The 25,314-nt window shown below is 68.8% G+C and carries 23 protein-coding genes; 13 read left to right on the top strand and 10 right to left on the bottom strand.

Features of this window, described 5'->3' with window-relative positions:
• Nucleotides 1-24 precede the first annotated feature (24 nt).
• Genes KHC19_RS17220 through KHC19_RS17210 form a run of 3 tightly spaced genes read right to left on the bottom strand, consistent with a single transcriptional unit; the run spans nt 25 to nt 3,193 of the window.
• Nucleotides 25-822: an ABC transporter ATP-binding protein gene (locus KHC19_RS17220; RefSeq protein WP_213353664.1), complete on the bottom strand. Its 798-nt coding sequence runs from the start codon at nt 820-822 to the stop codon at nt 25-27.
• Entirely contained in the window at nt 816-1,844 is a 1,029-nt protein-coding gene (locus tag KHC19_RS17215; RefSeq protein WP_213353662.1) for an ABC transporter permease, read from the bottom strand. The genes KHC19_RS17220 and KHC19_RS17215 overlap by 7 nt, the downstream gene beginning before the upstream one ends.
• Before the next feature lie 2 nt (nt 1,845-1,846).
• Nucleotides 1,847-3,193: an LLM class flavin-dependent oxidoreductase gene (locus KHC19_RS17210; RefSeq protein WP_213353660.1), complete on the bottom strand. Its 1,347-nt coding sequence runs from the start codon at nt 3,191-3,193 to the stop codon at nt 1,847-1,849.
• Nucleotides 3,194-3,554: 361 nt separating this feature from the next.
• Here KHC19_RS17210 and KHC19_RS17205 point away from each other — a divergent pair, with 361 nt between their 5' ends.
• The 5 genes from KHC19_RS17205 to KHC19_RS17185 all read left to right on the top strand — a co-directional run bounded on the left by KHC19_RS17205 (nt 3,555) and on the right by KHC19_RS17185 (nt 9,416).
• Nucleotides 3,555-4,520 (top strand): ABC transporter permease, encoded by a 966-nt coding sequence (locus KHC19_RS17205; protein ID WP_213354215.1) that lies wholly within the window; start codon nt 3,555-3,557, stop codon nt 4,518-4,520.
• On the top strand, nt 4,514-4,948 hold the full coding sequence (locus tag KHC19_RS17200; RefSeq protein ID WP_213353658.1) for a copper resistance protein CopC: 435 nt from the start codon (nt 4,514-4,516) through the stop codon (nt 4,946-4,948). The genes KHC19_RS17205 and KHC19_RS17200 overlap by 7 nt, the downstream gene beginning before the upstream one ends.
• Nucleotides 4,949-4,957: 9 nt before the next feature.
• Entirely contained in the window at nt 4,958-6,826 is a 1,869-nt protein-coding gene (locus KHC19_RS17195; RefSeq protein WP_213353656.1) for a CopD family protein, read from the top strand.
• Nucleotides 6,827-7,022: 196 nt separating this feature from the next.
• Complete coding sequence (locus tag KHC19_RS17190; protein ID WP_213353653.1) at nt 7,023-8,249, top strand: acyl-CoA dehydrogenase family protein; 1,227 nt, start codon at nt 7,023-7,025, stop codon at nt 8,247-8,249.
• A gap of 117 nt (nt 8,250-8,366) precedes the next feature.
• Nucleotides 8,367-9,416, top strand: a complete 1,050-nt coding sequence (locus KHC19_RS17185) for an aldo/keto reductase (RefSeq protein ID WP_213354213.1) — start codon at nt 8,367-8,369, stop codon at nt 9,414-9,416.
• 61 nt (nt 9,417-9,477) lie between these two features.
• On the opposite strand, the gene KHC19_RS17180 is transcribed toward KHC19_RS17185, so the two are convergent.
• The 3 genes from KHC19_RS17180 to KHC19_RS17170 form a co-directional block, all read right to left on the bottom strand.
• Nucleotides 9,478-9,870, bottom strand: coding sequence for a GFA family protein (locus KHC19_RS17180; protein WP_213353651.1), 393 nt, complete (start codon nt 9,868-9,870; stop codon nt 9,478-9,480).
• 100 nt (nt 9,871-9,970) lie between these two features.
• The gene (locus KHC19_RS17175) at nt 9,971-10,345 is read right to left on the bottom strand and encodes a hypothetical protein (protein ID WP_246549060.1); all 375 of its coding nucleotides are present in this window, start codon (nt 10,343-10,345) and stop codon (nt 9,971-9,973) included.
• Between the two features lie 41 nt (nt 10,346-10,386).
• Entirely contained in the window at nt 10,387-11,742 is a 1,356-nt protein-coding gene (locus tag KHC19_RS17170; RefSeq protein ID WP_213353649.1) for a UbiD family decarboxylase, read from the bottom strand.
• 36 nt (nt 11,743-11,778) lie between these two features.
• Between KHC19_RS17170 and KHC19_RS17165 the strand changes: the two genes are divergently transcribed.
• The 4 genes from KHC19_RS17165 to KHC19_RS17150 all read left to right on the top strand — a co-directional run bounded on the left by KHC19_RS17165 (nt 11,779) and on the right by KHC19_RS17150 (nt 15,706).
• A complete protein-coding gene (locus KHC19_RS17165) occupies nt 11,779-12,819 on the top strand; it encodes an FUSC family protein (protein WP_213353647.1) in 1,041 nt (346 codons plus the stop codon).
• A gap of 155 nt (nt 12,820-12,974) precedes the next feature.
• The gene (locus tag KHC19_RS17160) at nt 12,975-13,403 is read left to right on the top strand and encodes an SRPBCC family protein (protein ID WP_213353646.1); all 429 of its coding nucleotides are present in this window, start codon (nt 12,975-12,977) and stop codon (nt 13,401-13,403) included.
• A 37-nt stretch (nt 13,404-13,440) separates the two neighbouring features.
• Entirely contained in the window at nt 13,441-15,078 is a 1,638-nt protein-coding gene (locus KHC19_RS17155) for a UbiD family decarboxylase (protein ID WP_213353644.1), read from the top strand.
• A gap of 22 nt (nt 15,079-15,100) precedes the next feature.
• Nucleotides 15,101-15,706 (top strand): UbiX family flavin prenyltransferase, encoded by a 606-nt coding sequence (locus KHC19_RS17150; protein ID WP_378297129.1) that lies wholly within the window; start codon nt 15,101-15,103, stop codon nt 15,704-15,706.
• A 128-nt stretch (nt 15,707-15,834) separates the two neighbouring features.
• Here the strand turns inward: KHC19_RS17150 and rnk are convergent, their stop codons facing one another.
• Complete coding sequence (rnk, locus tag KHC19_RS17145; RefSeq protein WP_213353640.1) at nt 15,835-16,236, bottom strand: nucleoside diphosphate kinase regulator; 402 nt, start codon at nt 16,234-16,236, stop codon at nt 15,835-15,837.
• Between the two features lie 485 nt (nt 16,237-16,721).
• Between rnk and KHC19_RS17140 the strand changes: the two genes are divergently transcribed.
• From KHC19_RS17140 to KHC19_RS17130, 3 genes are read left to right on the top strand one after another with little or no spacing between them, the layout of a single operon-like run.
• Complete coding sequence (locus tag KHC19_RS17140) at nt 16,722-17,789, top strand: HlyD family secretion protein (protein WP_213353638.1); 1,068 nt, start codon at nt 16,722-16,724, stop codon at nt 17,787-17,789.
• A complete protein-coding gene (gene rbbA, locus KHC19_RS17135) occupies nt 17,786-20,614 on the top strand; it encodes a ribosome-associated ATPase/putative transporter RbbA (RefSeq protein WP_213353636.1) in 2,829 nt (942 codons plus the stop codon). The genes KHC19_RS17140 and rbbA overlap by 4 nt, the downstream gene beginning before the upstream one ends.
• Nucleotides 20,615-20,617: 3 nt before the next feature.
• Entirely contained in the window at nt 20,618-21,730 is a 1,113-nt protein-coding gene (locus KHC19_RS17130) for an ABC transporter permease (RefSeq protein WP_213353634.1), read from the top strand.
• 73 nt (nt 21,731-21,803) lie between these two features.
• On the opposite strand, the gene KHC19_RS17125 is transcribed toward KHC19_RS17130, so the two are convergent.
• The 3 genes from KHC19_RS17125 to KHC19_RS17115 form a co-directional block, all read right to left on the bottom strand.
• Nucleotides 21,804-22,415: a hypothetical protein gene (locus tag KHC19_RS17125; protein WP_213353627.1), complete on the bottom strand. Its 612-nt coding sequence runs from the start codon at nt 22,413-22,415 to the stop codon at nt 21,804-21,806.
• Between the two features lie 28 nt (nt 22,416-22,443).
• Nucleotides 22,444-22,797 (bottom strand): PepSY domain-containing protein, encoded by a 354-nt coding sequence (locus KHC19_RS17120; protein WP_213353625.1) that lies wholly within the window; start codon nt 22,795-22,797, stop codon nt 22,444-22,446.
• A gap of 131 nt (nt 22,798-22,928) precedes the next feature.
• On the bottom strand, nt 22,929-23,387 hold the full coding sequence (locus KHC19_RS17115) for a MarR family winged helix-turn-helix transcriptional regulator (protein ID WP_213353623.1): 459 nt from the start codon (nt 23,385-23,387) through the stop codon (nt 22,929-22,931).
• An 88-nt stretch (nt 23,388-23,475) separates the two neighbouring features.
• Here KHC19_RS17115 and KHC19_RS17110 point away from each other — a divergent pair, with 88 nt between their 5' ends.
• Nucleotides 23,476-25,263, top strand: coding sequence for a chloride channel protein (locus KHC19_RS17110; protein WP_246549059.1), 1,788 nt, complete (start codon nt 23,476-23,478; stop codon nt 25,261-25,263).
• Nucleotides 25,264-25,314 lie beyond the last annotated feature (51 nt).

Here is a 25,314-nt window from a genome sequence, read left to right as displayed (position 1 = left end):
TGGGGGAATGGCGGATGAGGCGCGCTACCAGTCGGCGTCGAGGCCGAGCAGGCCGAGCACCTGCCGGCGCAGCTCGGCGAGCCGCGGATCGCCGCGGTGGCGCGGATAGGGAAGATCGACCGGGATGTCGGCCTTCACATGCGCCGGCCGGTCGCTGAACACGATGACGCGGTTGGCGAGGAACAGCGCCTCCTCGACATCGTGGGTGACCAGGATCGCGGTGAACCCCTCGCGCCGCCACAGCGACACCAGTTCGGCCTGCATGGTGATGCGGGTCAGCGAGTCCAGCTTGCCGAGCGGCTCGTCGAGGATCAGCACGTCGGGGTCGTTCACCAGCGCGCGGGCCAGCGCCACGCGCTGCGCCATGCCGCCGGACAGCTGGTGCGGATAGGCCTTGGCGAATTTGGAGAGGCCCACCAGCGCGAGCGCCTCGTCGATGCGCTGCTGCGATTGCTTCAGCGTGCCCTGCGCTTCCGGCCCGACGGCGACGTTGCGCCGGACGGTGCGCCAGGGGAACAGCGTCGGGTCCTGGAACACCACCACCCGCGAAGGGTTGGGTCCGGCGATCGGCCGCCCGGCTTCGGCCAGCCTGCCTCGGGTCGGCGGCTCCAGTCCGGCGATGAGGCGCAGCAGCGTCGACTTCCCGCAACCGGACGGGCCGAGCAGCGCGACGAACTCGCCGGGCGCGACGTGCAGGCTCACATCGTCGAGCACCTCCAGCACCGTGCCGTCGAGCTCGAAGCCGTGGCTGACATCCTCGATGTCGAGCGACGCGCCGGCGACGCGGGGCGCCTCCGGCGTCTGGATGGTGGCCGTCACCATGTCACGAGGTCCTTCTGCCAGGAGAGGAAGCGGTCGCGGGCGGCGAACAGCAGCGACACCGCGCCCGAGCAGATCAGCGCCAGCACGAGCAGCGCCGCGTAGAGATTGGCGTAGTCGCCCCAGCCTTGCGCCGCCTGCATGTAGAAGCCGAGCCCGGCCTTCACGCCGAGCAGCTCGGCCACCACCAGCACCGAGAAGGAGGTGCCGAGCGCCATGAACAGGCCGACGAAGACGTGCGGCAGCGCGGCGGGGATCGCCACCTTCAGCACCAGGAAGCGGGAGCGCGCGCCGAGCGTGCGGGCGACGTCGTAATAGGCCGGGTTGACGCTCAATATGCCCGACCAGGTCAGCACGGTGACCGGGAAGCCGGTAGCCAGCGCGATCAGGAAGATGCCGGCGCTCCAGCTGGAGGGGAAGGCGAAGAAGGCGATGGGCAGCCAGGCGCCGGCCGGCAACGGGCCGATGAAGCGCAGCACCGGATGCACCCAATAGGCGGCGCGCTGCGACCAGCCGATCGAGACGCCGGTGAGGAAGCCCGCCACCGCGCCGATGGAATAGCCCCAGAGCTGCAGCTTCACCGAGGCGAGGATGCTCTCGCCAAGCCGCGGGAAATCGTCGAGATAGACCTCGAGCAGCGCCTGCGGCGGTGGGAAGAACGGCAGCGGCACCCAGCCGAGCTTGGCCGAGGCGAGCTGCCAGAGCGTGAAAAACAGGCCGAGCACGATGAGCCAGAGTCCGGCCCGGTCGAGCCAGCGCGAGGGCGCGCCCAGCCAGCGACTGGCGAGGGCGACGGCGATGAAGCCGGCGGCGAGGAGGCCTGCGGCGGCGGCGAAGGTCGGGGTGCGCGGCCAGTCGCCGACATCCTCCAGGGCCAGCGCCGACGCCGCGACGGCGAACCAGGCGATGCCGGCGACGAGCCCGACCACGTCGACCAGCGGCCGCGGCACCGCCGGCACGACATCCGCCAGCGTGAGGCGGGGCGCGGCGGGACGGCCTTCGGAGCGCGAGGAGATGTCGCTCATGGTCATTCCGCCGCCGCGATCCGCCGGGCGAAGCGGTTTTCCGGCCGCCGCAGGCCCAGATGATCGCGCAGCGTGTCGCCTTCATATTCGGAGCGGAACAGGCCGCGCCGGCGCAATTCCGGCACCACCAGCTCGATGAAGTCGTCGAGGCTGCCCGGCAGCAGCGGCGGCATCACGTTGAAGCCGTCGGCACCGTAATGGACGAAGCGCTCCTCCAGCTGGTCGGCGATATCGGCGGGCGTCCCGACCAGCTGCCAGTGACCCCGCGCGCCGGCGATGCGGAGATAGAGCTCGCGAACCGTCAGTTTCTCCCGCAGCGCCAGGTCGACCACCAGCGTCTGCCGGCTCTTGCCGCCATTGGTCGGCGGCAGGTCGGGTATCGGCCCGTCCAGCGGGTAGCCGGAGAGATCGGCGCCGAGATGGTCCGACAAAAGCCCCAGCCCGACCTCGGGCGTGATGAGTTCCTGAAGCGCCTCGAACTTCGCCCGCGCCTCGGCCCGGGTCCGCCCGACCACCGGCGAGACCCCGGGCAGGATCTTCAGGTCGTCGCGCGCGCGGCCGTAGCGGGCGAGCCGCGCCTTCACGTCGGCGTAGAAATCGATCGCCTCTTCCAGCGTCTGCTGCGCGGTGAAGATCACCTCGGCGGTGCGGGCCGCCAGCTCCTTGCCGGGCTCGGAGGAACCGGCCTGCACCACCACCGGATGGCCTTGCGGCGTGCGGGGAATGTTGAGCGGCCCGAGCACCTGGAAATGCGGCCCCTTGTGGTCGAGCACATGCAGCTTGGCGGGGTCGAAATAGCGCCCGGCCTCGCGGTCGCGCGGGAAGGCGTCGTCCTCCCAGCTGTCCCATAGCCCCAGCACCACGTCGGCGAACTCGGCCGCCCGCTGGTAGCGCTGCGCATGCGGCAGCTGGGCGCCGTGATTGAAGTTGAACGCCGCATCCTGGTCGTTGGTGGTGACGAGGTTCCATCCCGCCCGCCCCCCGGAGATATGGTCGAGCGAGGCGAATTGCCGAGCGAGGTTGTAGGGCTCGTTGAAGCTCGACGAGGCGGTGGCGACGAGGCCGATCCGGTCGGTCGCCAGCGCGAGGGCGGCGAGCAACGTGACCGGCTCGAAGGCGCGTACGCCGCTATGCGCCTTGGCGCTGGCGACGGCGAGGTTGCGCAGCCGCACGCCCGGCCCGTCGGCGAAGAACACCGCGTCGAACTTGGCGGCTTCCGCCTTGCGCGCGAAGTCGATCAGGTCCTGCAGTCCCTCCGACGCCGCGCCCGCATGGCGCCACGCCGCCACATGGTGGCCTCCCTCGTGATAGAAGGCGCCCAGTCGCAGTTGCCCTTCCCGCTTTGCCATTCGCGCACTCTCCCGAAATGCCGGAAACCGGCTGGTCCAGTGCAAAGCGTAGAGAGCGTCGCCGGAAAATCCTCATTTTGTCGGCACGAAGGGAAGCATAAATCTCTCTGATCGCGCCGCTTGCGAGTATATATTTTTCATTTGCCGTCGGTCATTGACAGAATTCAGTACCTTCACCGTATTTTTGATCTCGACAACGTCCATCTTGGCAACGACGCGATTTGTCGACTGCCGAAGCCGGCATGATTTCCATACGGTTTCTGCATCCGATGCGCGGATGCCCCAGATATGAGGTGCAGAGGTGACCGACGCCGTCCTCGGCCCGAGCGCTCGCGATTCCGCCGCCGGCGGCGGCGCGTTCATCCGGGCCTTCCTGTCCGCCCGCCCCTCCTTTGCCGGCCTGGCCGTCGCCGCGGGGCTGTGGCTGCTGGCAGCCGCCGTCACCGGCCTGTGGCCAGACCGGCAGGCGCATCGTCTCACGGCGGATTTCGCGGCGGCGCAGGCCCTGTTCGCCGGCCTGCTCCTGGCCTCGGCGATAGCGGGACCGCGCCTCGGCCGCTTCGGCGTATGGCTGCGACGCAACGCTCCCAGGCTCAGCGCCCTGCCGGTGCTGCTCGCAATCTGGCAGATCGCCTCGGCCAAGACCGGCTGGTGGCCGCAGCCCTATTTCCCGCCGCCGCAGGACCTCGTCGACGTCTACGCCACCGATTATGCGCGGCTGTGGAGCAGCCTTCGGCACTCGCTGCTGCTGCTCGCCCTGGGTACCGGCATCGGCGCGCTGATCGGCTTCCTCACCGGCGTGGCCACCGGCTGGTCGCGCGGCGTCGGCTATTGGGTGCACCCGGTGCTGCGCTTCATCGGCCCGGTGCCGACCACCGCGCTGATCCCGCTGGTGTTGTTCGCCTTTCCCGGCACCTTCAGCGCCGGCATCTTCCTCATCGCGCTGGCGACCTGGTTTCCGGTGACGGTGCTCACATGGTCGGGCGTCGCGAGCGTCGACAGCGCCTATTACGACGTCGCCCGCACGCTCGGCGCCGACCGGCGCTTCCTGCTGCTCAAGGTAGCGGTGCCGGCCTCGCTGCCGCATGTCTTCGTCGGCCTGTTCATGGGGCTCGGCAACGGCATATCGGTGCTGGTGGTGGCCGAGATGCTCGGGGTGAAGGACGGGCTCGGCTACTATTTGTCCTGGGCGCAGGGCTGGGGCGCCTATGGCCATCTCTATGCCGGGCTGCTGCTGATGGCGCTGCTGTTCTCCGCCGTCACCACCCTGCTTTTCCGCACCCGCGACCGGCTGCTTTCCTGGCAGAAGGGAACCGTCAAATGGTGATCGGCGAACGTGCTCTGCTCCCCTTGCCGGGCATTCGGCACCGACAGGCCCCGTGCCGGCCGGCGCGGCACTGGCTGCCGGTCCTCGTCGCCGGATTGCTGCTCGGCACCGCCGGCGCCGCCGGCGCCCATGCCCATCTCAGGAGCGCCTCGCCGCCGGTGGATGGCGTGGTCGCCGCCGCGCCCGCCGAGGTAACGGCGACCTTCACCGAACAGCTGGAGGCGAAGCTCTCCAGCCTGGTGGTCAAGGACAGCGCCGGCCGCGCGGTGAGCACCGGCGACGTCCGCCTCCCGCCCGGCAGCGACGGCCGCACGCTGGCGGTATCGGTGTCGCCCCTCTCGCCCGGCACCTATACGGTGCAGTGGGGCGCCGCTTCGGTCGACACCCACAAGACCACCGGCAGCTTCAGCTTCGTGGTCAGGCCGTGAGAGTGGCGCGTGCCTGATCCCGGCAGCGCGATGCTGCTGCCCCTTGCGCGCGGGCTCGAGCTCGCCGCCGCGCTCAGCCTCTTCGGCACCCTGGTCGGTGCGCTCGTCGTCGTGCCGCCCGGCGCCGCGGGGCCTGCCCTGCGACGACAGCTGGTGCGGCTGCTGCGGGCAAGCCTCGCCGCCAGCCTCGCCGGTGCCGCGCTGTGGTTGCCGCTGCAGGCCGTGGCGATAACCGGCGCCGCCACCTTTGCCGATCTTGTCGCGCAGAGCGGGCTGGTCGCGACCTCCACTCATTTCGGGACCGGCCTTGCGGCGCGCAGCGCCCTGCTGCTCGCCGCCGTGGCGATGGCGGGCCGGCTCGAATCCCGTCGCCGCCTCGCCGTGGCGACGCTCCTCGCCGGCATCGGCCTTGCCCTGCAAGCCCGGCTCGGCCATGCCGCAGCGGCCGATGGCGCCCTGCTGCCCGCCGCCGTCGCCCTGCATGTCCTCGCCGCCGGCGCCTGGCTCGGCGGGCTGGCACCGCTGGGACTGGCGCTGCGAGCCCTGCCCATTCCCCTCGCCGCCCGCCTGCTGCGACGCTTCTCCCTTGTCGGCGGCGGCGCGATCCTGGTGCTGGCCGGCTCGGCGGTGCTGCAATCCCGGGAGTTGATCGGCGATCTCGGCGGCTGGTTCGGCACGCGCTATGGCGGGCTGGCCCTCGCCAAGATCGGCGGCCTCACGCTGCTGCTGGCGATCGCGGCGCTCAACCGCCTCCTCCTGACGCCGCGCATCGGTTCGCGCAACGGGCGACGGGCGCTGGTCGTCAGCATCGCCATCGAAACGCTTGTCGGCCTCGCGGTCGTCGCCGTCGCGGTGGCGCTGGCCACCTCGCCGCCGGCGGTGCACGAGGTCCCGCTCTGGCCCTTCGCCGAGCGGCCGGATCTCTCCCGCCTCGACGATCCCTATATCGGCCGGCATGTCTGGCGCATCGCCGCCTTCGCCGCCGTGCTGCTCGCCGGCATCGCCTCGCTGCTCTGGCGGCGCACCCGCCTTCTCGGCCCGGCGCTGGCCGTGGCAACGCTCTGGCTGCTGCCGCTGCCCAATCTGCGGCTGCTCGCCATGCCCGCCCACCCGACCAGCTACCAGCATTCGCAGACCGGCTACACCGCCTCCTCCATCGCGCGCGGGCTCGATCTCGTGAAGCGCCACTGCACCGACGCGTGCTTCCGCCCGAAGGACGACCCCACCGACCTCACCCCCTACGGGCTCTGGCAGCGCGGGGACGGCGATCTCTACTGGTGGCTGGCCGAGGTGTTCGATCGCATCGGCCACAGCCCCTTCGCCTATGGCACCATCGCGGAGCTCGAGCCCCGTCAGCGCTGGCAGCTGATCGATTATTTCCGTGCCCGCGCCGCCGGCACCGCGGTCGCCGAGGCCGGCGCCTGGCCCTTCCCTGTCCTCGCCCCCGACATGCCGTTGCGCTGCGGCGAACGCCGGCTCGATCTCGACGCCCTGCGAGGACGGCCCGTCCATATCGCCTTTCGAGCCGGCGCCGCGCCCGGCCGGCTGCCGCCGCTTCCCGCCGGCCTCGACTACGTCATCGTCGTCGTCTCCCGCACCGAGGGGCCGCCGCCGTCGGCGGAAACTTCCTGCCTCGTCTCGCTGCCCGACGTCTGGACGGCCTATGCGGCCGCGAGCGGCCTCGACGAGGAAGGGCTCGACGGCGCCGACCTGCTCGTCGATGCCAATGGCTGGCTGCGCCTGCGCCGTCTTCCGGGCGGCGGCATCGCTGCCGCGCCGGAGACCGCCGCCCCGGGTCTTGCAAGCTGGGACCAGGCGGCGGCCACGGTCGCGACGCAGCCCTTCGCCGCCGGCGATGTCGGAGGGCATGGCCATTGAGACCGCGCGCCGCCGGCATCGCCGATCATCCCCAGCCCGGCGTAAATGCTTCTGTACATATTTTCTATAGACATTATATTTTTATCATTGCGCCCATCCGGCGCCGAGACGGCCATTCCCGACCGCCTGTGCGCGACGTCTCTTCCCACCGCTCCGACGCCAGCGCGTGCGTCCATGGCAACGACCGAGGCTTCCCATGAACCAGACAGTATCCGCCGCCTCCGGCAATCCGGCTCCGGTCCGTCCGGGCTCCCCCGAGCTCGAGAAGCTCTTCGAGCTGATCGCCGCCGACGCTTCCCGGCGTGACCAGGAGCGGATCCATCCCCATGACGTGGTGGAGCTGCTGGGCCGCGCCCGTCTCGGCGCGCTGCGCCTGCCGGCGGAGGAAGGCGGCGGCAGCGGCACGCTGCGCGACGTCATCGGCCTCGCGGTCCGCCTCGGCGAGGCCGACACCAATGTCGCCCACATCTACCGCAACCACTTCACCTTCGTGGAACGCTTCCTGATCGGCAGCGACGACCCGCGCCGCAAGGTCTGGCGCGACGCCGTGCTGAACGGGGCGGTGTTCGGCCTCGCCAGCACCGAGCTCGACCGCAAGCAGACCGGCGGCGCCTCCGATTTCAACACCGCCCTCGTCGAGGATGGCGACGGCTACCGGCTGAACGGGACGAAATATTACAGCACCGGCACGCTCTATGCCGAATGGCTGCTGGTGCGCGCCACTGCGGCCGGCAGCCGGCCGGTGTCCATCGTCATTCCCACCAGCCGGGAAGGCATCGAGCGGGTCGACGATTGGGACGGCATCGGCCAGCGCGTCACCGGCACCGGCACCACCAATTTCCACAATGTCCGCGTGGAAGCCGGCGAGGTCATCTTCGACAAGGAGAATCCGAGCTTCCTGCTGCCCTATACCTCGACCATCGCCCAGATCTTCGTCACCGCGGTCAATGCCGGCATCATCCGTGCCGTGCTGCGCGACGCCAAGGCGCTGCTCAAGAGCCGCAGCCGCACCTTCTACTTTGCCGCCGCCGACCGGACGGTCGACGACCCGCTGCTGCTGCAGACCATCGGGCGCATCGCCAGCGACGCCTTCGCCGCCGAGCTGGTGGTGCTCGCCGCCGCCGATGCGCTGGACAAGGTGGCGCAGGCCCGGCTCGGCGGCCTGGGGCTCGACGACCTCGCCCATGAGGCCGCCCTCACCGCCGCCAAGGCCAAGGTGATCGTCGACGAGCTGGCGCTGCGTTCCGCCAACGCGCTGTTCGATGTCGGCGGCGCCTCGGCGGCGACCCGGCGCAAGAACCTCGACCGTCACTGGCGCAACGCCCGCACCCTCTCCTCGCACAACCCGGCGAGCTACAAGGCACAGGCCATCGGTGGCTATGAGATCGCCGGCACCCGCCTGCCCTCGCTCGGTTTCTTCTGACGTCCGCTCAGCCGTCCCCCACGCCCGGCCCGGCACGGTGTCGCCTTCGCGGCGGCACCGTGCCCGCGTGTCCGCCGTGCCGGCCATCTCCGCAAAGACCCCAAGGATCTCCCTATGCTGGACTACCGTCCGCTCGGACGTACCGACCTTCGCGTCTCCTCCATCGCGCTCGGCTCCATGACCTGGGGCCAGCAGAACACCGAGGCCGAAGGCCACGCGCAGCTCGACTACGCACGCGATCGCGGCATCAACTTCATCGACACCGCCGAGAACTACTCCGTCCCGCCCCGCGCGGAGACGCAGGGCTCCACCGAGCGCATCATCGGCAGCTGGCTGAAATCACGCGGCGGACGCGACGGGATCGTCCTGGCAACCAAGGTCTCCGGGCCTTCCGACCGTCCCTATCTGCGCCGCGACGGCTCGCTGCCCCGGCTCGACGCCAGGAACATCAACGAGGCCATCGACAATTCGCTCGCCCGGCTGCAGACCGACTATGTCGATCTCTACCAGTTGCACTGGCCCAACCGGCCGCTGCCGCTGTTCGGCGGCGGCAGCCACTCGCCGGCGCGCGGCGGCGACGGCACCGAAGTGTCCATCGAGGAAACGCTCGATGCGCTGGACGCGCTGGTGAAGGCCGGCAAGGTCCGCCATATCGGGCTGTCCAACGAAACCGCCTGGGGCCTGTCGCGCTTCCTGCACCTCGCCGAGACCACCGGCCGGCCGCGCGTCGCCAGCGTGCAGAATGCCTACAACCTGCTGAACCGCACCTATGAGGTCGGCCTCGCCGAGTTCCACGCCCGCGAGCAGGTCGGGCTGCTCGCCTATTCGCCGCTGGCCCAGGGCTTCCTTACCGGCAAATATCAGCGCGGCGCCCGTCCGCCGGGCGCGCGCACCACGCTATTCGAGCGCGGCCAGCGCTACCAGAAGCCGGGCACCGAGGCCGCCATCGACGCCTATCTCGCCATCGCCCGCGATGTCGGCCTCGATCCGGCGCAGCTCGCCATCGCCTATGTCACCAGCCGGCATTTCGTGACTTCGAACATCATCGGCGCCACCAGCCTCGACCAGCTGCGTTCCGATCTCGGCTCGCTCGATGTCGCGATCACCCCGGAGATCGAGGCGCGGATCGACGCGGCGCATCAGCTGCACGGCAGCCCGGCCCCCTGAGGAACCCGGCCGGCCGGGGGCTGCCCCCGGCCGGCCGCGGATCTACCGACGCACGGTACGCCTATTCCTCGAAGCGGCCGGCGGAGTCGCGGTCGCGCTCGTAGCGTCTCGCCAGCGGAAAGGGCGGCAGCCAGGATTCGCGGCGCAGGGTCCAGAGCTCGTAGGTCGGCTGCAACTGGTCGGGCGCATCGAGCGCCCCCAGATTCACCTCGATCTCGTCCGCGCTGCGCCCGAAGACCGACGAGCCGCAACGGGGGCAGAAAAAGCGCCCGGCATAGTCGCGCGTGTCGCCCTCGATCGTCACCGCGTCCTGCGGGAATATCGCCGAGGCATGGAAAAGCGCCCCGTGATGCTTGCGGCAATCGAGGCAATGGCACAGGCCGACCCGATACGGCCTCCCCGATGCCACCAGCCGGACATTGCCGCACAGGCAGCCGCCCGTGAATCGCTCCATGCCGCACCTCCCTGCTCGCGCTCCCGGACGGCGACGCTCGGCCTCCCGGGAAGATCGGACGCGCCGACGCGCCCGATCCAGAGTCCCCAGGAAGAGACCGCTATTTCAGCCCGGCCAGCGAACGGGCCTTGGCCACCGCCTTCATGCAGCCTGCCTCGTCGCCCGCCGCCTGCAGGTTCATGGCCTCGTTCAGGGCACCCGCGGGGCCGGAAGCCGGCTCCTCCAGCCCTGCGGCGGCCAGGTCGCCGGGGGTGGGATCGTGGGAATCCTGCGCGGCGATGGACTGTTGCTGCGAGCGTGGCTTGCTCGACGGCGGCAGCACGCTCTTCAATTCCTGCTGCGTCTTGGCAATGGCCTCGACGCAGGCCTCCCAGTTCTGCGCGGACGCCGCGCCCGCGCCGGACGCCAGCAGCGCGACGGCGGCAACACCCCGGGCGACCGGCAAACCCCACGACCTCATCTTCATCGTCTTCATCCCCTAGTCTTCCGCACACATCCACGATCAGGCGACATGGATCAGCCCTTGTCGATCTCGGGCAGGTCGAATGTCCGCCAGTCCGGCACTTCCGATACATCGGGGAACTCGACGCCGAACGGCCGCGTGGCGTCGATCCCGACGGTGGATGAGTAGCCGCCATCCGTGTAGGGATCCAGCGGCGCCGTCGCCGTGCGATCGACCACGAACACGTCCTCGCGCGGCTTCACCCGGAACGACATCGCCCATTCCACTTCCGACGACTTGCGGATGTCGATGTCCGGGTCGACCACCACCACCCATTTCGGATGGAGATTCGACGCCATGGTCGCCAGGATCGCATGCCGGGCCTCGCCCTCGTAGCGGGGCGTCATGGCGATCACGATATAGGTCTGGACGCCGCCCGAGCTGGTGATCGACATGTCGGAAATGCTGGGGAACTGCGCTTGAAGCTGGCGCAGCATCGAGGCTTCGAACGGGATCTGCTTCAGGACGTGGTTCTCGGTGATCGGCTTGCCGGTCAGCAGCCCCTGGAAGATCGCGTCCCGGCGATGGGTGATCGCCGTCACCTTGGCGGTGGGCTTCATCGAGGCGGGCGTATAGTAGCCGGTATATTCGCCCAGCGGGCCTTCCACACGCTGATCGTCGGTGTCGACCACGAACTCGATGATGAATTCCGCATGCGCCGGCACCTTGAGCGTGCTGGTCGTCGCCTGCACCAGTTCGACCGGCGCGCCGCGCAATCCGCCGGCGACGAACCAGTCGTTCGACCTGTCGCCGGACTGGACCTGGCAGGCGAACATCGTCATCGGGTCGACGCCGATGACGATCGCCCCGTGCAGCGGCACCTTCCGCTGGATGGCCTTCGCCATGTTCTTCCCGAAACGGTGATTGCTGGCGGAGAACACTCCCAGCGTCGTCGCATCGTGGAGCTGGAAACGATAATTGCCGATGTCCGGGATTCCGGTGTCGGGATCCTCGGACACCACGATGCCGGCGGTGATGTAGGGGCCGCCGTCCTTCGGACTGTAAGTCGGCACCGGAAGCTTGGTGAGGTCGATGTCGACCCCGGTCAGCACGATCTCCTGGCAGGGAGCGGGCCCCACGAGATCGACGGGGGCGACGGGATTGTCGATCGCCCTGGTCACTCGTTCGTGAATGGTCTCGTCGGTGGCTTCGAAGGCAATCAGGGCGCGCCGGCGATTGCCGTAAACGCCGCCGACCAGCGGAAACGCGGTGCCGGTATCCTTGAACAGCAGCGCCGGGCCGTCGGCGGCGCTGGTCTTGGCGAGAGCTTTGGCGACGTCATACTGCAACGCAATAGGCCGAGTAATATCGACGAGTTCGCCGGCCTCCTTTAATGTCGAAAGGAAAGCTCGCAGGTCTTTATAAGGCATGATCCACCGTTCTCGCCGCTCGCAGGTGCGTGATTAATGCGCAGCTTTCCTTTCAAGGTAAAGACACAGGATGTGCGGGCCGCGCTGCGCGTGGGCGCCTCCGTCGGCGTGCCGATCCTGGCCATGTATCTGTCGGGTCATATTCACTTTGCCGTCTATGCAGCCTTCGGCGCCCTGACCTCGCTCTATGGCCATAGCGAGACCGTCCAGCGCCGGGTCGAGACGCAGGCGGCGGCGGGCGCCGCGCTCGTCGTCACCCTCGCCGCGGCGGCGATCTATTCGGCGGCCCAGGGGCCGGAATGGCTGCTGTCGATCATGCTCGCAGCGGTGGTCGTGGGAGCGGGCACGCTCGGAACCGTCATGGGCTGGGTGCCGCGCGGCGAGATCTTCTTCATCCTGGTCCTGCTGGTCATCGCCGGCATTCCGCTGACCGCGGAAGAGCTGCTGCCCGGCATCGCTGCCGGCGTGGGCGGAGCCGCCTTCTCCATCCTGCTGACCGCGCTGGAACCGTCCGGCTGGATGGACCCGGCGGCCGTGGCGCGCGGCGTGCGCAGCCGGGCGCAGGCCGGCTCGGCCTCGCTCGACAGAACCCGCCATGTGATCGTCATCACCATCGCGGCGCTGGCGGTGACCGGCGCCTGGTCGCTGGCGCGGGCGTTCGACATCGGCCATCCGTTCTGGGCGCCCATCGCCGTCGCCGCGCTGATGCCCGCCCTCACCCCGGCCGACGCGCTGCGCCGGGCGGTCTACCTGCTGCTGGGCACCTTCGGCGGCGTCTGCATCGGCGCGGTGCTGTTCGCCCGCGAGCCCGGCCCCCTCGCGCTCATACTGATCATCGCCCTGTGCCAGGCGATCGCGGAGCTCTTCATGGCCCGCAACTATGCGGTGGCCCTGCTCTTCATCACGCCGCTGGCGATCGGCATGAGCAATCTCGGACGCAACCTTCCCTGGTCGCCCTTGCTGATGGAGCGGCTGCTGGAGGCCGGGCTGGGCGCCGTCGTCGCCCTCGCGGCCATCGTCATCGGCAGCGCGATCCTGGCCGGCCCCGCCGCGCCGCGCATCGACCGCGAGGCCTAGAGCGTGCGCCATCCCGTCCCCGACGATCCGAAGGGTGGCGAACCCCGTGCCGGCCAGGATTCGGCCCGGCGGCGCGCGGTTCGCGACACGGCCGGGTTGCTTGCCTTGTGCACGTTATTCGTACCACTATCTTACCACATCGAGGGAGGACCCAAATGGCTGGGGCACATTCACTGAAGCACGAGATTTTCATCTCCGCGAGCGTAGAAAAAGTCAGAACGGCTCTAAGTACGGCTGAAGGTCTCCGGGGCTGGAATACTCCGCATGTCGAAGGGACCGGCGCCCTCGGGACGCAGTGGAATCTGAAATATACCGGCCGCCCCGAATTTTCGTGGCGCATCGATCAGGACGACCCGGAGGAAATCCTCTGGACCTGCACCCGCGGCCCCGGCGACGCCGTTGGCACCACGGCGGCGTTCTCCTTCGCCTCCGCGCCGGATGGCCGCACCCGCCTGAGTGTCGTCCATGGCGGCTGGCCGCATGACGAAGCCAATTTCGTCAAGTGCAACACCATCTGGGGTGCGCTGGTGCATCATCTGCGCGATTACGTCGAATCCGGTGCCTCGGACCCGGCCTTTTCCTGAATCCGGCCATTTCCGAAACCGGATTGGAGCATTCCCCATGCCGTCGCAGCAGTCGCTTCCCGAATTCGTGCAGGCCATGGACGCCGCCGGATTTCTCGTCCGCATCACCGACGAGATCCGCGTCGACCAGATCCCCAAGACGCTCGAGGCCAACCCGACCAAGGCCGTCCTGATCGAGAAGATCAAGGATTGCGAGTTCTCGGTCCTCGCCAACGCCTATTCCAACCAGGACATGTATGCCTGGGCCATGGAGTGCGACCGGACCCAGACCGGCCGCAAGATGGTCGAGACGGCGAAGTCGCGCCGCAAATGGGAAGTGGTGGATACCGCTCCGTGCAAGGAGGTCATCCTGAAGGGCGACGAGGTCGACCTGACGCGTCTACCCTTGTTCCTGCACCATGATCGCGACGGCCACGCCTATACCAACGACAATCTGTTCATCTCGAAGCATCCCGACACCGGCGTCTATGACTGGGGCATCTACCGCTCCATGTTCCGCTCGAAGAACGAGAAGTCGGTCGACATGACCTGCACCTCCCACCGCCAGCGCATCCATGCGATGGCGGCGGCGGCGAAGGGGCAGAATCTCGAGGTCGCCATGGTCATTGGCGGGCCGATCCTCGACAAGATCTCGGCGCTGGTCGGCGTGCCCGGCGACACCGACGATTTCGAGGTGCTGGGCGGCTTCTACGGCGCGCCGGCCAGGATGGTGAAGTGCGAGACCATCGACGTGATGGTGCCCGCCAATGCCGAGCTGGTGCTCGAATGCGAGTTGATGGCGAGCGAGGGGATGACCTTCGACGAAGGCCCCTATGGCGAATATACCGGCATGTATGGCGGCGGGATGAAGCACAATTATCGCCTCAAGGTGAAGGCGATGACCTACCGCAGGAACCCGATCTACCAGCACTGCACCATTGGCGGCATGCATCCCTGGTACACCGACAACATGCTGCAGCTGCCCGCCATCGAGGCCGATCTCTACGGCGCGCTGCGCCTCGCCGGCATCGATGTGCTGGAGGTGCGCAGCCCGGCCGGCGGCCTGTCGAACATCGCCTATGCCAAGATCCGGCCGCTGGGCGCGGGCGATGCCAAGCAGGCGCTGGGGCTGATGCTCACCTGCTCCAAGCAGGGCCTGCCCAAGGTGGCGATGGTGTTCAACGACGACGTCGACATCTGGGACGACCAGGCGGTGCTCGCCGCCATGGCGTTCCGCTACATGCCCGACCGCGACACCGTCATCATCAAGGACTGCAACACGATGACGGTCGATCCGAAATGCGCCGAGCCCGGCGTCGCCTCGAAGATCGGCATGGACTGCACCAAGCCGATGGGCGCCGGCTGGAACCCGGACGAGTTCATCAAGAGCGCCGTCACCGATCTCGGCGATCCGCCGGCCGATCTGAAGCCGATGACCGAGGAGGAGATCGCCCGCGAGATGGAGGCCTTCATCGGCGCCGAGCCGCGCGCCTGGCTCGACATCCTCAAGCATTTCCACGGCCAGCCCTACAGGTTCATCTACGGGGCCTTCGGCAGCCTGCGCCACAAGCTGGGCCGCATGAACGACGCGCCGTGGTACCGCTACACCCTGTCGGACCGCCCCTTCGCCTTCGAGGCGAAGCCGGCCGCCCCGTCGAACTTCGACCCTCGGCATGTCGGCTCGCACCCGGCATGAGCATGATGACGCAAGGAATTCGATAATGGGGACCACACCCCGGCGCATGGTGGTCGGCATCACCGGCGCCACCGGCATCGTCTATGGCGTGCGGCTCCTGAAGGCGCTTCGGGAGCTGCGGATCGAAAGCCATCTCGTCGTCTCCAAGGCGGGCGAGATGACGCGCGCCTATGAGACCGAGATGTCGTCGGAAGAACTGCGCGGCCTCGCGGACGTCGTCTATTCGCCGAACGACATCGCCGCGCCGATCTCCTCGGGCTCGTTCCGCACCATGGGGATGATCGTCGCGCCCTGCTCGGTGCGCTCGATGAGCGACATCGCCCATGGCGTGACGTCCGGCCTCATCAGCCGGGCGGCGGATGTCTGCCTGAAGGAGCGCCGCCGGCTGGTGCTGATGCTGCGCGAGACCCCGCTGCATGCCGGCCATCTGAAGAGCATGCTGGCGGTCACCGAGATGGGCGGCATTATCGCGCCGCCGGTCCCGGCCTTCTATGCGCGCCCGCAATCGCTGGACGACATGGTCACGCACACGATCGGCCGGGTGCTCGACCTGTTCGATCTGGACCTGAACGCCTTCCCCCGCTGGGGGGAGGACGATCAGCCGGCTTCGGAGCCGCCGGGCCCCTGATGCGGGCCCGGCCCGTCCCGGGGCGGGCCGCGGGAGCGTTTTCGAGCGAAGCGGGATCCGGTTCGAAGAAAACGCGCCCGAACAGGAACCCGGAGCCTTTCCGTGAACTCCGGTTCACCGGAAAGGCTCTAGGCCCCCTCGCCGGCTTCCACGCTGATCACGGTGAGCTTGTGGCTGCGGCCGTCCCGGGCGGTCCAGTCCATCGACTGGCCGGATGAAAGGCCGATGAGCGCGATGCCGATCGGCGTCATCACCGAGACCTTGCCGGCGGCGATGTCGGCCTCCCCCGGCAGGACGAGCGTCACGGTCCGGTCCTCCCCGGCATCGGTCGTGAAGCGCAGCGACGAGCCGATGCGGACGATGTTCCGCCCCGCCGGCCCGGCGGCCACGATCCGGGCGCGGTCGAGTTCGGTATAGAGCTCCTCGGCGAGGCCGGAATTGCGGCTCGCATAGGAGTCGGCGAGACGGGTCAGCGTCTCGTGGTCGGGACGTGTGATGGCGATGGCGGGCTTGCGCCGTGCGGGAGCCATGGCGGCCTCTCATAGGGGAGCGGCGATCAGGCGGCGCGCTCCGAAGATGGTGGTTTGGATGGATCGGCTGTCGCGAGATGCAGCGTAGGTCCGCCGAACGGGCGGCAAGCTGCCTGGGCACCCCTCAGCCGGGGCGCGACGCGACCGAGCCGGGGGTCAGTGTCCCGCGATGGGACACGCCTGAGCGAAGAAAGTCTGGACAGGATCGGTCATGATGGCTGGAAACTGGCTATTCCCCACCGGAATGTCAAGCCGGGCGCCCGGCTCCGCCACCTCCCGCGCGCCGGAGGGGGAAGCACTCCTCCGAGCGCGGCGATCGGCCCGTACACGTTCTCTGGAAGCCCGTTGCGTCGGCGCGAATGTTGTCTAGCCTGCCAGGGGAACAGGGGGCGGTTTGGGCCGGCGGCGCGGCATCGCGAGCAGGCGGTCGGCGGAGCTGAGTGCATCGAGGGGCGGGTCGCTCCTCGCAACGGGTTGGGGAAGAGATGAAGCTGCCGAAGAACTGGCTCCTGGCCGTCATCTGCATCGCGCTGGTCGCCGGCGCCTATTACGGGTGGCGCTATTATTCCGGCGCGGGTTTGCCCGCCGGCATCGCCAGCGGCAATGGCCGCATTGAGGCGACCGAGATCGACATCTCGACCAAGGCGGCCGGCCGCATTCGCGACATCCTCGTCAATGAAGGCGATTTCGTCACCGCCGGCCAGGTGCTGGCCCGGATGGACACGGTTCAGCTCGAGGCCCAGCGCCGGCAGGCGGAGGCGCAGCTCAAGCGCGCCCTGATCTCGGTGGATACCGCCAGGAGCCTCGTCGAGCAGCGCGAGGCGGAGCATACCGCCGCCGCCGCGGTGATCACCCAGCGCGAGGCCGAGCTCGATGCGGCGGAGAAGCGTCTGGCGCGCTCCTCGCAGCTCGTCGTCACCAATTCGGTCTCGCAGCAGACGGTCGACGACGACCGCGCCAACGAGCAGAGCGCGAAGGCGGCGGTGGCCGCCGCCAAGGCGCAGCTCGCCGCGGCGGAAGCGGCGATAGGTTCGGCGCGGGCGACCGTCATCGACGCCGAGGCGGCGGTGGATGCCGCCCGGGCGGCGATCGAGAGCATCGAGGCCGATATCGACGATGCCACGCTGACCTCCCCGCGCGACGGGCGGGTCCAGTACCGCGTCGCCCAGCCCGGAGAGGTGCTGTCGGCGGGCGGGCGGGTGCTGAACCTCGTCGATCTCGAGGATGTCTACATGACCTTCTTTCTCCCGACCGCCGAGGCCGGGCGGGTGGCGATCGGCACGGAAGTGCGCCTGGTGCTCGACGCGGCGCCGCAGCATGTGATCCCGGCGTCGGTGAGCTTCGTGGCCGACGTCGCCCAGTTCACGCCGAAGACCGTCGAGACCGAGGAAGAACGCCAGAAGCTGATGTTCCGGGTCAAGGCGAAGATCCCGCAGGAATTGCTGCGCAAATACATCCAGTACGTGAAGACCGGCCTGCCCGGCATGGCCTATGTCCGGGTGGATTCCAGCGCCGCCTGGCCAGCCAGCCTGACCAGGAACCTCGTGCAATGAGCCCGGGCGCCGTGCCGCCGGTGGCGCGGCTCGAGCATGTCGGCCTGTCCTATGGCGCGACGCGCGCGCTCGACGACGTGACGCTCGACATTCCCGCCGGCCGGATGATCGGGCTGATCGGGCCGGACGGGGTCGGCAAGTCGAGCCTGCTGTCGCTGATCGCCGGCGCCCATGTGGTGCAGAGCGGCCGCGTGGAGGTGCTGGGCGGCGACATGGCGGATGCCGAGCACCGGCGGCTGACCTGTCCGCGCATCGCCTACATGCCGCAGGGATTGGGCAAGAACCTCTATCCGACGCTGTCGGTGTTCGAGAACATCGATTTCTTCGGCCGCCTGTTCGGCCAGGATCAGGCCGAGCGGCACCGGCGGATCGCCGGGCTGCTCAAGGCGACCGGGCTCGACCCGTTCCCGGATCGGCCGGCCGGCAAACTGTCCGGCGGCATGAAGCAGAAGGTCGGCCTGTGCTGCGCCCTGATCCATGACCCGGACCTGCTCATCCTCGACGAGCCGACCACCGGCGTCGATCCCCTGTCGCGCCGGCAGTTCTGGCAGCTGATCGACACCATAAGGCGCGATCGCCCCGGCATGAGCGTGATGGTGGCCACCGCCTATATGGAGGAGGCGCAGGATTTCGACTGGCTGGTCGCCATGGAGGACGGGCGCCTCCTCGCCACCGGCACGCCGGCGGAGCTGACGGCGCGCACCGGCACGCCCAATCTCGACGCCGCCTTCATCGCCCTGCTGCCGGAGGAGAAGCGGCGCGGCCATCGGGAGGTGGTCATCCCGCCGCGCGCGGACGCCGCCGAGGCCGACATCGCCATCGAGGCCGAGCATCTCACCATGCGCTTCGGCGATTTCGTCGCCGTCGACGACGTCTCCTTCCGCATCCCGCGCGGGGAGATCTTCGGCTTCCTCGGCTCCAATGGCTGCGGCAAGACCACGACGATGAAGATGCTGACCGGCCTTCTGCCGGCCAGCGAGGGCACGGCGCGGCTGTTCGGGCGCGAGGTGGATCCCAACGACATCGAGGTGCGCCGACACGTCGGCTATATGAGCCAGGCCTTCTCGCTCTACACGGAATTGACCGTGCGGCAGAATCTCGATCTGCACGCGCGGCTGTTCCGGCTGGCGCCGGAGACCATTCCCGGCCGCATCGAGGAGATGGCGGCGAGGTTCGACCTGCAGGACATCATGGACGACCTGCCGGATGCGCTGCCGCTCGGCATCCGCCAGCGGCTGTCGCTCGCGGTGGCGATGATCCACGCGCCCGACATCCTGATCCTCGACGAGCCGACATCCGGCGTCGACCCGGTGGCGCGCGACGGCTTCTGGCAGATCCTGTCCGATCTGTCGCGCAAGGACAGCGTGACCATCTTCGTCTCCACCCATTTCATGAACGAGGCCGAGCTCTGCGACCGCATCTCCCTCATGCATGCGGGGCGGGTGCTGGTCAGCGACACGCCGGCGGCCATCGTGCGGAAGCGCGGGGCGGGGTCGCTCGAGGAGGCGTTCATCGCCTATCTGGAGGAAGCGATCGACGCACGGGCGAAGACCGCTCCGCCGGCAGCCGGAGGGACAAGCGCGCCCGCCCCGGCAACCCCGGCCGTCCCGGAAAAACCGCCCGTCCCGGCTGGCCCCGTCCCTCCCCGGCCGGCATCCCCGCCGGCCGCAGCGGCGCATGCCGCCTCGCCCCGCCGCTTCGACCCGCGCCGCATGTTCGCCTATACGCGCCGCGAGGCGCTGGAGCTGCGCCGCGACCCCATCCGCGCCACGCTGGCCCTGCTCGGCACCGTCATCCTGATGTTCGTGGTCGGCTACGGCATCAACATGGACGTCGACAACCTGTCCTTCGCGGTGCTGGATCGCGACGACACCGCGCTGAGCCAGGACTATGTGCAGCAGATCGCCGGCTCGCGCTATTTCATCGAGAAGCCGCCGATCACCGATTATGCCGACATGGACCGGCGGATGCGGGACGGCGAGATCAGCCTCGCCATCGAGATTCCGCCGGGCTTCGCCCGCGACGTCGCGCGCGGCAACAAGACGGTGGAGATCGGCGCCTGGATCGACGGCGCCATGCCCTCGCGGGCGGAGACCGTGCGCGGCTATGTGCAGGGCATGCACGCCGCCTGGCTGACGCAGAAGGCCCGCCAGCGCTATGGCGATGCCGCCACCGTCGGCGATTTTCGCATCGAGATCCGCTACCGCTACAATCCCGGCGTCCAGAGCCTCGTGGCCATCGTGCCGGCCATGCTTCCCCTGCTTCTGATGATGATCCCCGCCATGCTGGCGGTGCTCAGCGTGGTCAGGGAAAAGGAACTCGGCTCGATCACCAACTTCTACGTCACGCCAGTCACCCGCTTCGAGTTCCTGGTGGGCAAGCAGCTGCCCTATGTCGCCCTCGCCATGCTGAACTTCGCCATGCTGGTGGCCTTCGCGGTGTTCATCTTCCGGGTGCCGTTCACCGGCAGCCTTCTCGCCCTCAGCCTGGCGGCGCTGCTCTATGTCTTTGCCGCCACCGCGCTGGGCCTGCTGCTGTCCACCTTCATGAGCAGCCAGATCGCCGCCATCTTCGGCACCGCATTGCTCACCCTCATCCCCGCGGTGAACTATTCCGGCATGATCGATCCCGTCACCTCGCTGCAGGGCGCCGGCGCCTTCGTTGGCCAAATCTACCCGGCGACCTACTTCATGACCATCGCCCGCGGCACCTTCTCCAAGGGGCTGGGCTTCGCCGATCTCGCCGGCTCCTTCCTGCCGCTGCTCATCGCCGGCCCGGTCCTCCTCGGGCTCGGCATCGCGCTCCTCAAGAAGCAGGCGAGCTGACCCATGCGCGCCGCCAACATCTTCCAGCTGGGCATCAAGGAACTGCGCGGGCTGGCACGCGATCCCATGCTGCTGGTGCTGATCGTCTATTCCTTCACCGTGTCGATCTACACCGCCTCGAGCGCCACGCCGGAGACGCTGAACCGGGCGGCGATCGCCATCGTCGACGAGGACCAGTCGCCGGTCTCCACCCGGCTCATCACCGCGTTCTATCCACCCTATTTCTCCGTGCCCAAGCTGATCTCGCCCTATGAGATGGATCGCCGGATGGATGCCGGGCTCGACACCTTCGCGCTCAACATCCCGCCGAACTTCCAGCGCGATCTCCTCGCCGGCCGCTCGCCCACCATCCAGCTCAACATCGACGCCACCCGCATGTCGCAGGCCTTCTCCGGCGGCGGCTACGTCCAGTCGATCGTTTCCGACGAGGTGAGCGAGTTCCTCAACCGCCATCGCGGCGGCGGTACGGTGCCGGTCGATCTGGCACTGCGGGCCCGTTTCAACCAGCAGCTCAGCAAGGGCTGGTTCGGCTCGATCACCAACGTCATCTCGTCGATCACCATGCTGTCGATCATCCTGACGGGGGCGGCGCTCATCCGCGAGCGCGAGCACGGCACCATCGAGCATCTGCTGGTGATGCCGGTGACGCCGACCGAGATCATGCTGAGCAAGATCTGGTCGATGGGGCTGGTGGTGCTGATCGCGGCGAGCGCCTCGCTGGTCTTCGTCGTCCAGTGGGCGCTGAAGGTGCCGATCAACGGCTCGCTGAGCCTGTTCCTCGTCGGCACCGCCCTGCAGCTCTTCGCCACCACCTCGATGGGCATCTTCCTGGCCACCATGGCCGGTACCATGCCGCAATTCGGACTGCTGCTGATGCTGGTGCTGCTGCCGCTCCAGGTGCTGTCCGGTGGGTCCACGCCGCGCGAGAGCATGCCGCAGATCATCCAGGACATCATGCTGGCGGCGCCCAACACGCATTTCGTGATGCTGGCGCAGTCGGTGCTGTTCCGCGGTGCCGGCCTCGATGTGGTCTGGCCGCAATTCGCGGCCCTCGTCGCCATTGGCGGCGTGCTGTTCTTCTTCGCCCTGCGCCGGTTCAGGAAATTCCTCCGGTAGCCACCGGCCGGCGCAGAACCCGCCCGCCATCCGGCTTCGGAGGACGGGCGGGCCCCGATCGGGCGGGATCGAGCTACAGGCGATGGCGCTCGCGCTCGCGGATCACTTCTTCTGTGGTGTAGACCGGCGCGTCGGGATCGAAGCGCGACCAGCCCTCCTCGCGATAGACCCGCTCGCGGGTCGCCAGATCGACGGCCGCCTCGTCGTTGAGAATGTCCTGGGCTTCCGCGACGCGGTCCTCGTCGACCTTCGCGGACACCACGGTGCCGCCGCGGCGCACCCCTTCCGCATAGAGATGCGCGTCGCGCTCCGGCACGCCCTCCGAGGTCATGGCGCCCACCATCCCGCCGACCGCACCGCCGGCGGCGGCACCGGCCACGGCGCCCACCCCGGTGGCGACCAGCCAGCCGGCGGCGACCACCGGACCGATCCCGGGGATCGCCATCACGCCAAGGCCGGCCAGCAACCCGCCGGCACCTCCGATGACGGCACCGATGCCGGCACCGGAAGCCGCGCCCTCGCCGGCATTGCTGTCGTCCGGGCGATCGACACGCTGGCCGTACCAGTCGCCGGAATTATTGGCGACGATGCTGATATTGGCGCGGTCGATGCCGAGCCCCTCGAGCTTGTTCACGGCGGTCAGGGCATCGTCATAGTTGTCGAACAGTCCAGAAACGGTAGCCATGCTTTCCTCCCATGGATGTCGAATGGTCTCAATTCGGAAAGACGTTGCCCTGATAGTCGAGGGCGACGTCATGGGAGGCGCCGGCCCTCATGGCCTTTCCGCGCCACACACCGTCCTTGTCCTTGGCGAGACCGGTTACGTTCGAGAACCCTTTTGCCTCGATCCGCGACGTCGCCTGTGCTTCGGTAAAGCTGTTCGCTCCCTTTGCCGGCTCGGCCGGGCGCGGCGCTTCCGGGGTCGTCACCGCCGGGGTGGCGGGATCGGGATTGGCGGCGGGATTGGCAGTCTGTGCGAGCGCTGGACCCGACACGGCAAGACTCACCGGCACGGCAAGACCCGCCGACAAGGCAACAGCGATCGTGGCGACGAAAACGCGCTTCATGATAGTCACCATTTGCTCAAGGGGTTGTACGGAATGAACGCCAGCCGGGCGGGATGGTTCCGGGGCGTCAGGCCTCCGCCGCACGAGATCGGCGAGGCGGCATTCGCGGTGGCCGCCCCGCCCCCGGTCCGTCAGGAGCGCGCCGGCCCATCCTTCCGGCTCATGCGCTGCAGGATCTCGATCAGCTGAGGCGCGTCGCGACCTATCTGCGCCAGATGCGCGCGCGACAGCGCCTCCAACAGCTCGCCGGCCCGGTCGGTGAGCGTCAGCAGCGCCCGCCGCCGGTCGCCCGCGTCGCGCGCGCGGCGGACCAGCCCCGCCGCTTCCAGCCGGTCGACCAGCTCCACCGCGGTGTGCTGCTTCAACAGCATCCGCTCGGCAAAATCGTTGATGGTCATGCCTTCGCGCGGCGACAGGCCGCGAATGGCCAGGATCGCCTGATGCTGCTGCGGCGTCATGCCGACGGCGCGCGCGGCCTCCTCGCTGAAGGCGAGGAAATGGCGCAGCGCGTGGCGGAAGGAAGCCAGCGCGACATAGTCACGATCCTCCAACTCAGGAGAGTCATCGGCGGCGTGAGGTCGGTCGGTCATATCGGTCCATTGAATTACATCGTAATACGATATATCTGGCCGCGACGCCGCAGCCAATCACCGCAAGCCCCAGGATGGAGCCGCCGCCTTGTCGCTTCCGCATGCCGCCGACCGCCGTCCCGGATTGGGAGACTTCACCACCGACCGGCGCGTGCTCGTGCTGGTGGCCATGGCCCTATGCGTCGGCTGCGGCGGCGTCGCGGCGGCCTGGCTGCTGCTGTCCGCCATCGGGCTGGTGACCAATCTGGTCTGGTTCGGCACCTTCGATACCCGCATGGTTTCGCTGGCCGGCATTGCCCCCGGCCCGTGGATGGTGGCAACGCCGGCACTGGGCGGCCTCGTCATCGGTCTCATGGCGCGCTTCGGCTCCGAGCGCATCCGCGGCCACGGCATTCCCGAGGCCATCGAGGCGATCCTGATCGGCCAGAGCCGCATGTCGCCCAAGGTGGCGGTGCTCAAGCCGCTCTCCTCCGCCATCTCCATCGGCACCGGCGGGCCCTTCGGCGCGGAAGGCCCGATCATCATGACCGGCGGCGCCATCGGCTCGCTGTTCGCGCAATGCTTCCACCTCACCGCCGCCGAGCGCAAGACCCTGCTGGTGGCCGGCGCCGCCGCCGGCATGACCGCGATCTTCGGCACGCCGGTCGCCGCCGTGCTGCTGGCGGTGGAACTGCTGCTGTTCGAATGGAAGCCGCGCAGCCTCATTCCCGTCATCACCGCCGCGGCACTGGCGGCGGCGCTGCGTCCCCTCATCCTCGAGGCCGGGCCGCTGTTTCCGTTCAGCGGCACCATCGGCGCGCCCGGCTGGAGCACCGGGCTCGCCGTCGTGGCCGGGCTGGTCATCGGGCTGGTGTCCGCCGGGCTCACGCAGTTGCTCTACCGCACCGAGGACCTGTTCGGCCGCCTGCCCTTCCACTGGATGTGGTGGCCGATGCTCGGCGGCGTCGTGGTCGGGCTCGGCGGCCTCATCGAACCGCGCGCGCTCGGCGTCGGCTATGACATCATCGGCGATCTGCTGGCCAATCGGCTCGGCGGACAGGAAGTGGCGCTGCTGGTCGCCGTCAAGGCGGCGATCTGGATCGTGGCGCTGGCCTCCGGCACCTCGGGCGGCGTCCTGGCGCCGCTGTTGATCTTCGGCGGCTGCATCGGCTGGCTCGAAGGGCAGCTCCTGCCCGGCGATGCCGGCGCCTGGGCGCTGATCGGCATGGCGGCGATGATGGGCGGCACCATGCGCGCGCCGCTGACCGGCGTGCTGTTCGCCATCGAGCTGACCGGCAATATCGGCCTGCTGGTACCGGTGCTGGTGGCGACCGGCGCCGCCTATGCTGTCACCGTTCTCCTGCTGAAGCGCTCCATCCTCACCGAGAAGATCGCCCGGCGGGGCCGGCACATCGTCGGTGAATATGGCGTCGATCCCTTCGAGCTGATGCGCGCCGCCGACGTCATGGTGCGCGAGGTCGACACGCTGCCGGCGGAGATGCCGGTGGAGGCGGCCGTCGCCTTCTTCGCCGCCGCCGAGGCCCAGCACAAATCCTACCCGCTGGTCGAGGCGGACGGGCGTCTGGTCGGCATGGTGAGCCGCGCCGACATCCTGCGCTGGGGGACGGAGGACGAGCCGCTCGCGGGCACGCTGTTCGACCGCATCTCCAGCAATGCGCTGGTGGTCGGCCACCCCGACGAGACGCTGGGACAGCTCGTCGATCGCATGACCGCCGAGGATCACGGGCGGCTGCCGATCGTCGAGCCGGGCACGACCCGCCTCGTCGGCCTGGTCGCCCGCAAGGACCTGATGCGGATCCGCCGGACCGCGCGCGAGGTGGAGAATGTCCGCGTCGCCTTCTTCCGCACCGGCAACCAGGCGAACACCCCGGCGTGAAGGCCCCTGCAACCGCAGCGGCGGCCGAAGCGTCTTGCCACGGGACCTCCA

It is taken from the genome of Ancylobacter oerskovii, from assembly GCF_018390555.1.
GTDB classification, from domain to species: Bacteria; Pseudomonadota; Alphaproteobacteria; order Rhizobiales; family Xanthobacteraceae; genus Ancylobacter; species Ancylobacter oerskovii.
The sequence above is the reverse complement of the archived record's forward strand: the minus strand, read 5'-3'. Positions and strand labels throughout refer to the sequence as shown.

Coding starts and splice junctions, on each gene's coding strand:
- KHC19_RS17220 (WP_213353664.1), bottom strand. CDS start 822: ATGGTGACGGCCACCATCCAGACGCCGGAGGCGCCCCGCGTCGCCGGC.
- KHC19_RS17200 (WP_213353658.1), top strand. CDS start 4,514: ATGGTGATCGGCGAACGTGCTCTGCTCCCCTTGCCGGGCATTCGGCAC.
- KHC19_RS17115 (WP_213353623.1), bottom strand. CDS start 23,387: ATGACCGACCGACCTCACGCCGCCGATGACTCTCCTGAGTTGGAGGAT.
- rbbA (WP_213353636.1), top strand. CDS start 17,786: ATGAGCCCGGGCGCCGTGCCGCCGGTGGCGCGGCTCGAGCATGTCGGC.
- KHC19_RS17165 (WP_213353647.1), top strand. CDS start 11,779: ATGCGCAGCTTTCCTTTCAAGGTAAAGACACAGGATGTGCGGGCCGCG.
- KHC19_RS17175 (WP_246549060.1), bottom strand. CDS start 10,345: ATGAAGACGATGAAGATGAGGTCGTGGGGTTTGCCGGTCGCCCGGGGT.
- KHC19_RS17140 (WP_213353638.1), top strand. CDS start 16,722: ATGAAGCTGCCGAAGAACTGGCTCCTGGCCGTCATCTGCATCGCGCTG.
- KHC19_RS17215 (WP_213353662.1), bottom strand. CDS start 1,844: ATGAGCGACATCTCCTCGCGCTCCGAAGGCCGTCCCGCCGCGCCCCGC.
- KHC19_RS17160 (WP_213353646.1), top strand. CDS start 12,975: ATGGCTGGGGCACATTCACTGAAGCACGAGATTTTCATCTCCGCGAGC.
- KHC19_RS17190 (WP_213353653.1), top strand. CDS start 7,023: ATGAACCAGACAGTATCCGCCGCCTCCGGCAATCCGGCTCCGGTCCGT.
- KHC19_RS17125 (WP_213353627.1), bottom strand. CDS start 22,415: ATGGCTACCGTTTCTGGACTGTTCGACAACTATGACGATGCCCTGACC.
- KHC19_RS17120 (WP_213353625.1), bottom strand. CDS start 22,797: ATGAAGCGCGTTTTCGTCGCCACGATCGCTGTTGCCTTGTCGGCGGGT.
- KHC19_RS17170 (WP_213353649.1), bottom strand. CDS start 11,742: ATGCCTTATAAAGACCTGCGAGCTTTCCTTTCGACATTAAAGGAGGCC.
- KHC19_RS17130 (WP_213353634.1), top strand. CDS start 20,618: ATGCGCGCCGCCAACATCTTCCAGCTGGGCATCAAGGAACTGCGCGGG.
- KHC19_RS17210 (WP_213353660.1), bottom strand. CDS start 3,193: ATGGCAAAGCGGGAAGGGCAACTGCGACTGGGCGCCTTCTATCACGAG.
- KHC19_RS17155 (WP_213353644.1), top strand. CDS start 13,441: ATGCCGTCGCAGCAGTCGCTTCCCGAATTCGTGCAGGCCATGGACGCC.
- KHC19_RS17180 (WP_213353651.1), bottom strand. CDS start 9,870: ATGGAGCGATTCACGGGCGGCTGCCTGTGCGGCAATGTCCGGCTGGTG.
- rnk (WP_213353640.1), bottom strand. CDS start 16,236: ATGGCTCCCGCACGGCGCAAGCCCGCCATCGCCATCACACGTCCCGAC.